Genomic DNA, 12394 nt, shown 5'->3' with positions numbered 1-12394 from the left:
TTCCTAAAAAAAACTACTCACAGTAGCCTGTCAGTAGGTCTTAAAAAGAGTGCCATACCTAAAGAGCGGAAAGGGGCATGCCCCTGTTTCTCCACCTGATCAGACAAAGGGTAAAGGTTTGCTTTTGCGAAAGTGCCTTGTGCGATGTTCTACCGGTTTCTTAAAGCAAATTTTACCAATTCCTCTACTGATAGTTGGTCTCCGTGTGTTTTGATGACAGTATTAAGTCCTTTTTCGGCCATGCCTTTGTTAATGCCTAAAGCTAGCAAGGCATTAAGGGCTTCCTCCCGGTTATGGGTATCTGAAGCAAATGCTTCTCCTTGAATAATGTCTTCATGTCCTGATTTTTTGAGTTTGTCTTTTAATTCTAATATGACCCGTTGAGCCGTTTTGGCCCCCAAACCTTTGACACTTTGTAAGAGCTTGGCATCTCCCCGCAAAATTGCACTTCTGATTTCATCGGTCGAAAGCGAAGACAGTAAAGTGAGGCCAATAGAAGGCCCTACGCCACTGACGCTGATAAGGAGTAAAAACAGGGCTTTTTCGTCTTTGTTAATAAAACCGAATAAAGTGTGGGCATCTTCTTTGATGTGAATATAGGTGTACAGCTTGCAATATTCTTGCTTGCCTAGTTGTGAGTAAGTGCTTAACGGTATCTTTAACTCATACCCGATGCCATTGACATCAATTACCGCAAATGTGGGCTCTTTTTCTACTAATTTGCCGCTAATATAGTTGTACATTCGTGTCTAGAATAAAGTCTTTAGTGTAAGGTGATTTTTGCAATTTAGCAAGTATATCAAGTTTCCTGGGAATTGCATAATTGGCCCTTACTTTTTCTGCTTTTTGTATCTCCCCGGACATGCTACCGGATAAGTAGTATCTTTCTCCTGACAAAGCCCGATTCGCCAAACCTCCTCTAAAGTTGTGGAAAAAAAGGAAAAGTTGCAAAGCTTGTCTCTGAATTTTACAGTGCAGCCTTGCAACTTTTATATTTCAAGCCACCACTCCGGGTTTGGGAAAGAGTGATCCGTTCTTTTTTACTGAAGCTTGAAGATGTTCTTATGTACTCAAGGATTTGAGAACCACTTCCAATTCCCGCATCAATTCTCTTTTGGAGTCATGGGACGGAGCGTATAAAAATCCCTCAATATAATACAAGCGTCCGGAAGTGCTGTCTGCAAATAAATACCCTACAAAGGGGCCTCCCATAGAGATGTTATTGGTTTTCCACAAGGCACGGATTTCTTTTGCATACTTGTCTTGAAATTTTACTTGCCGGATGACTGGTGGTTCCAAAGTCTCGGTTTTAACAAAGGAGTCGGGATTATCCGGGTTGCCGTACAAATGTTCTTTGGCAATGGCATTGCGCCAGGCAATAAGGCTATCGTTTGAAAACTGGGCTTCGTCTTCATAATTTTTGTAGGCGATGAAAATATTTTTATCAAAATCATGCTCCGGAAAGCGCAACCAGAAAAAGCCTGTAGTGTCTTTGGCCATTTTGTACCCGGCCGGGATAGTGAGCGTCACTTCGTGTGTTTCCTTAAATTGCTTGGCCAATTTCTTTTTTCCTTTGACCTTGAAAAGATGTTGGGCCAAGCGTTTGGCCTCCAGTTTATTGAAAAAGTCCTGAATGGTTCGTTTGTTCTCTTTGAGATTTTGAATCAACTCCTCATCGTTGCGACCAAACAAATGCATTACTACCTGCCCCCGGGCAAACTCGTCTTCTTTGATTAACATATACAGCGAACTGTCATTTTGAATTTTGTCCAGACTGGCTTGGGTGAAGTTTTTCTGCAACTTGCGACTGCCTGCGGTTTTGGCATCAAATGTCGTCACATAGATGATGGATTTGTGTTTTTTGAGCAGATCGGTAAATTTAAAAGGGTTGATGGGCAACACATCAAACATCGGTTCGGGGCGCAAGGCTCCGGGCGTATTCTCTTTCAATACCTCCTTAAGTGCATCTCCCAAAGGGCCTTTCCACTTTACCGTATCAATGATTACCAGGATTTCCCCTTTTTCCCCTTTGGCTACAGGCAATAAATCTTTGTTCTTTCCACCACTTTGGCAAGCTGTCAACCAACAAGCCAGAAGGAAGAGGGTCAATGTCAAGAGTTGTCGGATGTGAAGATATTTCATAAATTTTAAATTTGTCGGTTGTATTGTTTTATTCAATGGGCCTATAATTGCACTAGGTTTTTCTATGAGATAAGATACTTTATTGCCTCTTTTTTAAGGGTTTGATAAGTGATTCATTCCAAAAGACTTAAGGTACTCATGCCTTTGTTTTATGTTTGTATGTTTAATGGCATAATGTAACTTTCTTGAAAAGATACAAGCCCGTAAGAAAAATCTTTGTGTAAAATTACAACTTGTGTTGTCAATCTGCGAGTCCTTCTATTAAATTGTTCTTTGAAGGAAAAACCAGAATGTTAAAATATGATGATGAGAGTACTGTTTTTGACTCTGTTTTTCAGTGTATATACCTTGAGTTTGACTTTGGCTCAAGAAGCTTGCTTTAAAGTCAATGTACAGAAGGGCTGTGAGCCATTGACTGTAGTGGTTACGAATTGCTCGACTGCAGACCTTGATAATATTACTTACGATTATGGAGCAGGTGAAGGGGAAATACCCGATACTGAATATACATATGAGGAACCTGGTGTGTATACAATTACTCAATATGTAGGAGGTAATAATACCGATACCAAATCTTTAACAATAGATGTAAAAGCACCTCAGGAGATTTATTTTCAAATGCGACTATGCCAAGGAAAGAAAGTCAATGTTCTTTTGGATGATACTTATTATGATCAATATCGTATCGCCTATGGAGATGGAACGGTGGTAGAGGTAAATAGTGGAGAGCAACCAGGTACCCACACGTATAGCACTGAGGGGGAAAAAAGAATTACTGTACAAGGCCTCTTTGAAGGGACAGCCTCTTGTGGCAGTACAGAAAAGAGTATGGAAGTCTATGAAATTTTACCTGTTCCTGAAATCCACAGGCTGGAAGCTCTTTCTGAGAACGGTTTACGACTGGGTTATACGACTGTTCCGGGATTGGTGTTTGCACTACAGGAAAAGGTAGGGAGTGGAACTTATCAAACCCTCCGAACACTTTCCGAATCCGGAAGCTCAGGGGCTGTAACGCTTAATGATAAATTCACCGGTCAAAAAACGTACTGTTACCGTTTGCAAGTGCTGGACCCTTGTACAGATCAGCAAGTTACTACATCCGAGGAACTGTGTTCGGTAGGTTTTGAGCTGTCTTCCAAAGACCGGATCAATACCTTGGAATGGCAGGCATACCCGGGAGCCCAACGCTATGAAATCTACCGGGATGAAGCCTTACTTGCAAGATTGGAAAATGCGAACCAATATAACGATGAAGAGGTACTTTGTGGAAAAACTTATACCTATTTCCTCAAGGTGGTTTTGGAAAATGCGGAAGTGATTTCGTTGAAAAAAAGTATTGAAACGGCCAAAGGAAACCCTCCTGCCCCGGTGAATCAAGCCTATGCCTCTGTGACAGAAGATGGAAAGATAAAGGTCTCCTGGGAAGAAGATTCAAGCCCTTCTGCGGAGGAGAAGAAAGTGAATATTTATTGGAATAATGTATTGCAAGAAACGGTCACAATAAATGGAAGTAATTCGATATCGGTTGATGCGAATGCACCGGGAAGTTATTGTTTTGAAATCTTTCAATTGGACGGCTGTGGCCAGGAGTCGGAAAAGGTAAGCGCTTGTGCTGCGTATCTACAAGGACAAAAATCCGGGGGGGACACCCGTTTATCCTGGACGGCTTTTCAGGGGTGGGACGGTACATTTGCGCATTACCTGGAAGTATATGATGAGCAGGGGAGTTTATGGCGGACGGAAGGGCCCTTTTCATCCGGTGCATTGCAATTCACCGACCCTGAAAGCAACCTGGAAGCTTCGTTTCACAAGTATCGTCTCCGGATTGAAAATACTGCAGGAAGCGGAACTGCCTATTCCAATTGGGTGGAAATTCAAGAACCGGTCAACCTCAAAGTTCCCGAAGCCTTTTCGCCCAATGGTGATGGCTTGAACGATACCTTCGTGCTTTTTGCCAAGCATTTTCAAGCAATTCACCTCCGTATTTATGACCGTTGGGGTAACGAAGTATTTGCCAGTAGCGAACTGGAAAATCAATGGGACGGGAACCATACCAATGGTCAACCTTTGCCCCAAGGCGGCTACACCTATTTGATACAAGGCATCGATACTGCCGGAAAGGGCTTTAGCCGGAAAGGGATGGTGATGATTGTGCGGTGAATGATAGGAACTTTTGTTATGATATTAAAAAACGAACCACATAGAACACCATAGTTCACATAGATTTTGTAATAGAGAATTGTTTAATCTCTAAGGTTACAATAGCTTTGAAGATGTCAAAATATGAAAGAGATTTAGCTTGTGGTTTTAACCATGAGGCATAGCCTATCATAAACCTCTAAATCTGAAATTATCCCGGATGAATTCACACCCTCTCAGGCAACATATCGAAGAAATTATCCCTCTTACCGATGAGGAGTTTGCATACATATTCGGTCATTTTACCACCATATACAGACGCAGGCACCAGTACCTTGTACAGGAAGGCGAGTTGGTCAATAAGGAATTCTGGGTGGTCAAGGGTTGTTTGAAATCCTGTTTTTTTGACAAGGAGGGGAAAGAGCATATCCTTCAGTTTGCCATGGAAAATTGGTGGGTTACGGATTATGAGGCCTTTAACAACCGGGTAGAAGCCACTGTTTCGGTAGACTGTATTGAAGATTGTGAATTGCTTTATATTTCGTACGAAGACCGTGAAAAGCTCAGCAGTGAAATGCATAAAATGGAGCGCTTCTGGGCCAAGAAAACCAAGCTCGGGTACATTGCCTTACAAAATCGTATTCTGTCTTTGTTAAAAGACCCTGCCAAAGTCCGGTTTGAAAAATTACTCAAGCAATACCCACTGCTTTTTCAACGGGTTCCTAAAAAAATGATCGCTTCGTATCTGGGAGTTTCCAGAGAAACCCTTAGCCGATTGTATACATAAAACGTATTGATTTTTCCCGGATGTGATCTACCTCACATATTTGTTGTGATCTGCTTCCTGTGTGCCGGACCAAATATCGCTGATCTTTGTATTATACTTCAAACAAGATCAAATCAATGATGACGTACAAAGAAAAAGCGAACTCAATAGAGAAAACCCTTAAGGCTTATTTTGACGGAATTTATAACGGAGATGTGCAAAAACTCAAGAGCACTTTCACTCACAATGCTTATTTGTATGGCGATGTGAAGGGAGAAGTAGCTGTCAAATCAGTAGAAGATTATTTGACCGGTGTTGAGAACAGAAAAAGTCCAAAGGACTTGGGGGAAACATTTCAAATGGAAATCTTATCCATAGAGATTTTGGGAAAGGTAGCGATGGCAAAATTGCATGTGCCTATGTTGGGCTTTAATTATTATGACCTTTTATCACTAAGTTTGGTCAATGGAGAATGGAAGATCGTCAATAAACTTTTTACACATGTGGCATAAAACGAAAGCGAGTCAATCATTAGGCATAAAATACCCGATCATTCAAGGGCCCTTTGGTGGGAAATTCTCTTCTCCCCGCTTGCTTGCAGCGGTTTCCAATGCCGGAGGAATGGGATCCTTCGGATTGAATGCTTATACCCCTGAAGAGATTCTGGAGATTGACCGGGAAATCAAAACGTTGACGAGAAATCCTTATGCATTGAATCTATGGGTACCTTGGGTAAAGGACCCTGTGGAAAACTTCCGGCAAGAAGAATACGAAAACTTAAAGAAGCTGTTTCAACCCTATTTTGACAAATTACAGGTGCCTCTTCCCGAAATGCCGGAAATGACAAAAAACCCGGATTTTGAACGCCAAATGGAGGCGGTTTTCAATGCCCGTCCACCGGTGATGAGTTTTATTTTTGGGATTCCTCCCAAAGAAGTCATCCTCGAATTGAAAAAAGCTGGCATTCCGAGTATAGCCACCGCCACTACGCTGGAAGAAGCACAACTGATTGAAGAGGCCGGAATGGATCTGGTCATTGCTTCCGGGGCAGAGGCGGGGGGACACCGGGCTTCTTTTCTGAAACCGGCAGAAGATTCGCTGCACCCAACCTTTTCTCTGTTGACACAGGTGGCAGAGAAGGTGAAAATACCGGTCATTGCAGCCGGGGGGATTTCCGATGGCAAAAGGGCTTTTGAAGCCTTACAACTGGGGGCCTCAGCCGTACAAATCGGCACGGCATTTTTGGCTACGGACGAGTCTAATGCTTCCCAAGAACATAAAAACCGGTTGCAATCAAAGGAGCCTTTCCAAACCGCCTTAACAAAAGTCTTTACCGGACGCCTGGCCAGGGCCATGGCCAATACCTTATCCCATGATTTTGAAAATTGTGAAAAAGGGTTGGCTCCTTACCCACTCCAAAGTACATTCTTAGCACCCTTAAGAAAGGCCGCTATTGAAAAACAACAGTGGGATTTAGTCGCCTTTTGGTCGGGGCAACCTTCATCCGTCCTTACACACCGTTCTGCAGAGCAACTGTTTGAGGCCTTAGTGCATGAAATAACCTTGGCAATGGGAGAGAAATAAGACGGCAACCCATCAGTCCCATTGATTGAAGTAAGAGCATGATTGGATTGTATAATATCTTATTTCGCTCTGGTGGGGCTGATTTGTGTTTTTTATGAATATACCTTATGAAGTATTTTAATACTTATATTTGGTGGATTTTAGAAACCTTGAGCCGTCCGAATACCCTTTATGTCACATGTGATACATATCTTTCTTTTTGGTCAGAATTGATCTTCTGACGCCCTGTGGCCTTTTCAGCTATCACGGAAGCAAAAATTAAATTTTAATGATCAGTTTCCCTCTGGTCCTTGATTGCCCCATAATATTATTTGCTTCTACGATCTCCTCCATCGGTAAAACCTTATCGATCATTACCTTTAGCTTTCCTTGTTCCATCAAGGATATCAAATCCGTGAGGGCTGTTTTATTGGGGCCGGCTGCTCATTAATGTGGCTTTGATCGAAAAGGGTAAACCTCTAGCGAATAGTTTTATTTTCAATCTTATAGATCAAGCTTTTTTCCTCGCCAGGCACATCATCGAGTTCTGCTACGGGAGTCAATCCGCATTTTTCCAAGACGTTGATCGAAGCTGCATTTTTAGGTCTGACCAAGCCGTAAATTGCTTTTTTGTTGAATTCATTAAATCCAAAAGCAATGGCTTTCCGGGCTAACTCAGTGGCATAGCCCTTTCCCCAGGCCTGTTTCCCGAACCGGAATCCGAGGTTTAATTTCAACTCTTCGTTGTAGAGTCTATAATTCAGCCCTCCAAAACCAATGACCACATCAGGTTGACTTTTCTCCATAATCTTCCAAGCTCCGAATTTGTATTTTTCCCAGTGCTCTATCATCGCATTCAATATACGTGCAGCAATTTTTCTATCGCTCACCGGACCCAAAGGGTTAAACAAGTTAGTTTCGGGATCGCTATAGATTTCAAAAAAATGATCTATATCGTCATGTTCAGGTTGTTTCAGAATGAGTCTTTCAGTGGTTTGCATACGTTTTAAAAATAGTTTTTTAAAGGGTTACAGTTTCTTCCCAGAGCTCTTTCAAACAGAAAAAGTACCCTTTTCTTTAATGAGGTTCGGAACTCTCTTTTTTCAAGTTTTCCATTTTGTTTTGTAAGGTTTTCTTTTCTGCCTTTGAGTGCGTTCGGTCTATGGCTTTTTGATAATGATGGAGGGCCAGAGGCATATTGTGAGTTTCGTATAAGTATCCCAATAATGCATGGTAATAAGGGTTCGTGTCCAAGTCAAGTTTTTCGGCTTCTTGTGTGGCAGCCGTTTTTCCATACACTTGAGCAAAAGCAAAGGTCCTGTTTAACGCAACAACCGGGGAGTATTCCAATTGTAAAAGTTGATTGTATAATTGAAGAATATTCGGCCATTTATTCTCGTCCTTGAGGGTAGTGTGCCAGTAGGCAATGCCGGCTTCCAGGTGGTATTTGGAAATAGTATTTTCCGAACAAGCATTGACTAAATAATAGTTACCTCTATCGATCAATTCCTGGTTCCATAAGTTTCGATCTTGATTGTCGTACAGAATAGTTTCCCCCAGTGAGTCGATCCGGGCGGTAAACCGCGAACTTTGAAAACACATCAGGGCCAGTAATGCATTGGCTTTGGGGCTGTTGGTGGCGGCATGTTTGGTCAGAGTTAAGGTTAGCCGGATGGCTTCCAGGCAAAGGTCTTTCCGGATCACCCGGTCGCTGGATTGGGAATGATAACCTTCGTTAAATAACAGGTACAAGGTTTTCAAAACCACCTGTTCTCTTGACTGTAAGGAGGTTTCGTCTAAGGATTTGATTTGGAAATTTTCCTTACGCAAATGGGTCCGGGCTCTTTGCAGCCGTTTTTTGATGGTCTCTTTGTTACTCAAAAAAGCATTTGCAATTTCCTCCACGCTAAAGCCACAAAGGACTTGAAGGGCCAAACAAATTTGTGCTTCTTTGGAAAGGCAAGGATTACAAACATTGAAAATCATCGCCAACTGACTGTCGGAAATGATGTCTTCGGTAAAAGAAAGCTCCTGGTGAAAGTCCTGTGTTTGCTTCTCTATTTCCACTTTGACCTTGTCGTCAAATGTGGAGCGGTGTTTAAAATAGTCCTTTGTTTTGTTTTTGGCTACGGTGTAAAGCCAGGCTGCCGGGTGCTCGGGAATGCCGTACAGCGCCCAATGTTCCGAAGCTTTTAAAAAGGTGTCACTGGCAATATCTTCCGCAATCTCCATATTTTTCAAGCCAAAATAACGGCATAAAACAGCCGTCATCTTGGAATATTCTTGCCGGAAGAGATGGGGCAAAAGTTCGTGAGGAGTTTGAGGTTTTTTTGCCATCAATCCCGCTTTAATACCTCTCTGACTTCAATGTTGCCACCAATTTTGAAAATGGGATTTCCTTTGGCCATTTCCACGGCTTCTTCGATGTTTTCTGCTTTTACCACCACATACCCGCTGATAAACTCCTTGATTTCCGTGAAAGGGCCATCAGTGACGAGATTGTCCGGTTTCACTACTTTGGCAGTTCCGGGCATGGGCAAAAGCGTATTCCCCTTGTCCGAAAGCTTGTTTTGTGCGGCAATGCTGCCCAACCAATTCATTCTTTCCTGCATTTGTTCGGGAGAAGGCTTAAAGTCGGCAACATCGTTTAATCTGAAAATTAATGCAAATTCTTTCATTGTTGATTATTTTTTGTTTGCCCTTGTGACGATTGAAAGTTTGAAAAAGGGACATGAAGAGGACATTTTTTGGAGATCGCTTATCTGTGAGTTGAATTTGTTATTTTGTACGTATCTCTTACTGTGAATTTTCTTTTGAAGACAATGTATTCATTATCCTTATTTAATCCTTTGCAAATACGTGTTTTCTGTAACTAGGGTCAAGTTTTTAGACTCCTTAACCTCTTGGGCTGTTCGTATCAATTCATAGGAGCCAAATTCTTTGGAATCCGCAATTTTGTTGCGTTTGATGTTAAGTTTGTCATTGCCATACAGTTCCTTGAATTTTTTAAATGATTCCCTAGGCTTCCGTGAATAAGCCTCCTTGTCCATTCCGAAACCCATGTATTCCATAAGCGAGTTGTTTTTTTAGTTGCTATTTACCAGTGTATATTCATGTACGTTTTTGAATGGCAAATGGGTAAGCCTATCTCTGATCACTTTTGTGTCATTTTGTAGTAAATATAATCTGTCAAAGGGGGCTCTAGCCCGCTTAGCCGGATCTCCGTTGCGATTTGTCCGCGATGATAAGTGGAATGATTAATCGCTTGAAATAAAATATCACGGACACTGTGATTGAACGCCTGTCCGCTAAAGGTGGAATATTGAATAAGTTGCTCTAAATCAATTGTATTGAGGGTCTGTAGAGTGCTTTCATAATTTTCCTTATTCAGCTCTTCCAACTCATGTATGGATCGCTCCTTCCATGGGTCCGATGCCAGTGGGTTCGTTTGAATTTTGTGAAGCCATATTTTATGCACATTCGGAATATGGCTTAAGAGCCGGATGCTTTTTTCGGACGCTTTCTCAGGGTTTTTTGTCAGAATGACGATGAGCTCTTGATCGTAATGATGGTTGTATTGAAAGAGTTCTGTAAAGAAGGCTTTCATTTGTACATTTATTTGTTTAATGTATTAAAATATATACCTATTTCAGTTGGTTTTGAGCAAAAAAGAAGAATTCCGGTCGATTAGCCGATTGCCTTTTATCAGCTTTTTCAGGAATCTCCGCGCACTATTCGAAAATCCTAAACTGAGAATGTTTACGACCAAAGGGGCGGCCACCCGCAAATGCTCTAAGATAAAAGTCGAACTGAAAGAAAAATAGGTGTTATTTTTCTGTTTTCCGGACAAAATATTCAGCTTTACCCAATTCATCCGTTTCTTGAGAATGTAAAGTAATTGAGATTTTGTCATAGCCCTTCGCTAACTCCGATGGATTGGTCTTTTCGTGGTCCGTTTTAGCACCTGAATGAGGTAAACTGCCATTTCCTCTTGTAGTACTCATTCACTTTATTGATAGAGACGAGCTTTGCTTGATAACCGTTTATCTGTACGGTTAACTCTTCCTCAGAGGTTTTTTGAAGGGAAGAAGGTTGCCAATACTTTTTTCGGATCTTTGGAATCGCAGAGGGAAGCAGGTGGTATGTTCATGTAACGGCTTGCAGTATAAGCTGATAAGCTGTTGTTTTTCTGTGGGCTACATCTAGCCTGTACCGTTGCTGATGATTTTAATTTCAATGATATTAGGGGCTTAGGTGAATTTGTGTATTTTTGCCCGCTTTATAAGAGGAAAAAGAAGGTTTTTGATCACAATACCTTGTTTTTAAATGCATACAATTAACTATTTTATTTGTTATGTGGAATAAAACGGACATTAAATCCAAGAGGACTTCCTATGCATTGGGTAAACTTGGACTGCTCGGTTTGATAGGGGTTATTGGAATAGGATGTAGCTCACCTGAAGAAGCTCAAGAAAAAGAACTTATCTATACGGTCGGGGCCTTGAAAAACGAGTCAACCGACTATTATCTGGAAAAAAATGTGACGGTAAAAAGCGAAACGGTAATGAACCCAACAGGGCTAACTCAAAAGGCTCATTGTGTGATGGAATGGCGGGTGACTCCTGAACCCAAGGGGTATAAAGTGGAGATTTTACGAATGAAATACGACTTTCCTGCTTCCATTCTCCATTATGCTTTTGATACCGATATGGATTCCGTGGAGATTGTCAGTGAATGGCCGGGAACAGGATTTGGCATATCGGAAAAAGGACGGAATGAGCTTGAAGAAGCCTTGAAAAAACTTAAGAAAATGAAAGGGTTTGTGTTTCGGGTTGTGAAAAATGATAGCGGAACCTTGGAAATTCCCGAGTTCAATCTTTCCTGGGAAGAGTTGGAGACTTCGACTCCCTATAACCCCGCTGAAGAAATAAAAATGCATTTGGCCCCTAAGTACCTTTTGAGTGTATTTGAAAATATCTTTGAGTTTCCGAAGGGAGATTTCAAACCTGAAGCAAAACAAAGCACTGTGGTAGGGCCGGATTCTCTTCATTTTTCGATACCTATTCTCAAAATAAAATCGGATACAAGGGAACACGGTCCGGACTTAGTGAGGTCAAAACGATAAGCCAAATTGATACGGTCAAGGGAAAGATAGAAAGTAGTGAGCTTCAAATGCAGTCGAGTAGTAGGGAAAAAGTTGAAACGCGTCAAGGAGACGTTTCTGTTACATTTCATATAACGGTTGAAACTCATTTGGAAAATATGGAATCAACCGGAAAGCTTCTTTGATGTAGCGCTTTTGATGAAAAAAGGACAGAATAGTTGCGAAACTACCCTGTCCTTTTTTTGACTACATATGCTCCCGTCCATTGTTAAAAGTTGCCGCTTTATATAGTCCCCCGGTTGTTTGCCGTTTTGCACTCGCCTACTTTTTAATTTTCCTTGAATGCCAATCCGTTTTGGGAAATTCAACAGCCCGTCACAGAAAAATTTGATAAGTGTCTGTGGGGATTGGATGAGTGGTTGTGATAATCTCATGGATTTAACTAGCTTTGACAATTCGCAAAATTCAATGAAAATGGGATTGTTCGACTTTTTTAAAAATCGGAAAAAGGGAAAAGCTCAAGAATATAAAGAGCCTGAAGGGAAGGGGCCCGGTGCTCTTCAATCTCTGCCTGAAGAGCAAACGGAAGCGGTGGCAAAAGCAGTGAAAACCATCGGTTACCAATATTTCGAAAAAGTGTAATTCAAGCACTTGTAATTGTAAGTAACAAGTATCAACTT

Annotated in this window: 14 protein-coding genes and 1 pseudogene; 6 read left to right on the top strand and 9 right to left on the bottom strand. The window is 41.6% G+C overall.

Annotation, left to right across the window (positions count from 1 at the left end; all coding sequences use genetic code 11):
* Positions 1 to 149: 149 nt before the first annotated feature.
* A complete protein-coding gene (ruvA, locus tag AAG747_RS12425) occupies positions 150 to 743 on the bottom strand; it encodes a Holliday junction branch migration protein RuvA (RefSeq protein WP_346821498.1) in 594 nt (197 codons plus the stop codon).
* Between the two features lie 319 nt (positions 744 to 1062).
* Positions 1063 to 2142 carry a DUF4837 family protein gene (locus AAG747_RS12420; protein ID WP_346821497.1) on the bottom strand — a complete coding sequence of 360 codons (1080 nt, stop codon included), beginning with the start codon at positions 2140 to 2142 and terminating at the stop codon, positions 1063 to 1065.
* Positions 2143 to 2442: 300 nt separating this feature from the next.
* Here AAG747_RS12420 and AAG747_RS12415 point away from each other — a divergent pair, with 300 nt between their 5' ends.
* From AAG747_RS12415 to AAG747_RS12400, 4 genes are all read left to right on the top strand, one after another.
* The gene (locus tag AAG747_RS12415; protein WP_346821496.1) at positions 2443 to 4302 is read left to right on the top strand and encodes a T9SS type B sorting domain-containing protein; all 1860 of its coding nucleotides are present in this window, start codon (positions 2443 to 2445) and stop codon (positions 4300 to 4302) included.
* 199 nt (positions 4303 to 4501) lie between these two features.
* Positions 4502 to 5068 carry a Crp/Fnr family transcriptional regulator gene (locus tag AAG747_RS12410; protein ID WP_346821495.1) on the top strand — a complete coding sequence of 189 codons (567 nt, stop codon included), beginning with the start codon at positions 4502 to 4504 and terminating at the stop codon, positions 5066 to 5068.
* Between the two features lie 116 nt (positions 5069 to 5184).
* Positions 5185 to 5559: a nuclear transport factor 2 family protein gene (locus tag AAG747_RS12405; RefSeq protein WP_346821494.1), complete on the top strand. Its 375-nt coding sequence runs from the start codon at positions 5185 to 5187 to the stop codon at positions 5557 to 5559.
* Positions 5549 to 6631: an NAD(P)H-dependent flavin oxidoreductase gene (locus AAG747_RS12400; RefSeq protein WP_346821493.1), complete on the top strand. Its 1083-nt coding sequence runs from the start codon at positions 5549 to 5551 to the stop codon at positions 6629 to 6631. Before AAG747_RS12405 ends, AAG747_RS12400 begins: the two co-directional genes overlap by 11 nt.
* A gap of 258 nt (positions 6632 to 6889) precedes the next feature.
* Here the strand turns inward: AAG747_RS12400 and AAG747_RS29210 are convergent.
* The 7 genes and pseudogenes from AAG747_RS29210 to AAG747_RS12370 form a co-directional block, all read right to left on the bottom strand.
* Positions 6890 to 7027 (bottom strand): annotated as a pseudogene (locus AAG747_RS29210) (zinc-binding dehydrogenase); the annotation flags it as partial.
* A gap of 62 nt (positions 7028 to 7089) precedes the next feature.
* Positions 7090 to 7611 carry a GNAT family N-acetyltransferase gene (locus AAG747_RS12395; protein ID WP_346821492.1) on the bottom strand — a complete coding sequence of 174 codons (522 nt, stop codon included), beginning with the start codon at positions 7609 to 7611 and terminating at the stop codon, positions 7090 to 7092.
* A 76-nt stretch (positions 7612 to 7687) separates the two neighbouring features.
* Positions 7688 to 8947: an RNA polymerase sigma factor gene (locus tag AAG747_RS12390; RefSeq protein WP_346821491.1), complete on the bottom strand. Its 1260-nt coding sequence runs from the start codon at positions 8945 to 8947 to the stop codon at positions 7688 to 7690.
* Entirely contained in the window at positions 8947 to 9288 is a 342-nt protein-coding gene (locus AAG747_RS12385; protein WP_346821490.1) for a YciI family protein, read from the bottom strand. Before AAG747_RS12385 ends, AAG747_RS12390 begins: the two co-directional genes overlap by 1 nt.
* Positions 9289 to 9447: 159 nt before the next feature.
* Positions 9448 to 9681 carry a hypothetical protein gene (locus AAG747_RS12380; protein WP_346821489.1) on the bottom strand — a complete coding sequence of 78 codons (234 nt, stop codon included), beginning with the start codon at positions 9679 to 9681 and terminating at the stop codon, positions 9448 to 9450.
* Between the two features lie 83 nt (positions 9682 to 9764).
* A complete protein-coding gene (locus tag AAG747_RS12375) occupies positions 9765 to 10217 on the bottom strand; it encodes a DinB family protein (RefSeq protein WP_346821488.1) in 453 nt (150 codons plus the stop codon).
* A 220-nt stretch (positions 10218 to 10437) separates the two neighbouring features.
* Positions 10438 to 10614: a hypothetical protein gene (locus AAG747_RS12370; RefSeq protein WP_346821487.1), complete on the bottom strand. Its 177-nt coding sequence runs from the start codon at positions 10612 to 10614 to the stop codon at positions 10438 to 10440.
* 350 nt (positions 10615 to 10964) lie between these two features.
* On the opposite strand from AAG747_RS12370, the gene AAG747_RS12365 reads away from it, so the two are divergent.
* Together AAG747_RS12365 and AAG747_RS12360 are read left to right on the top strand one after the other, a co-directional pair.
* Positions 10965 to 11735 carry a hypothetical protein gene (locus tag AAG747_RS12365; RefSeq protein ID WP_346821486.1) on the top strand — a complete coding sequence of 257 codons (771 nt, stop codon included), beginning with the start codon at positions 10965 to 10967 and terminating at the stop codon, positions 11733 to 11735.
* Between the two features lie 453 nt (positions 11736 to 12188).
* Entirely contained in the window at positions 12189 to 12356 is a 168-nt protein-coding gene (locus AAG747_RS12360) for a hypothetical protein (protein ID WP_346821485.1), read from the top strand.
* The last annotated feature ends 38 nt before the right edge of the window (positions 12357 to 12394 follow it).

The organism is Rapidithrix thailandica (assembly GCF_039710355.1).
Taxonomy (GTDB): domain Bacteria; phylum Bacteroidota; class Bacteroidia; order Cytophagales; family Flammeovirgaceae; genus Rapidithrix; species Rapidithrix thailandica.
Note: the sequence above shows the minus strand (reverse complement) of the source record. Positions and strands in the feature narration are given on the sequence as shown.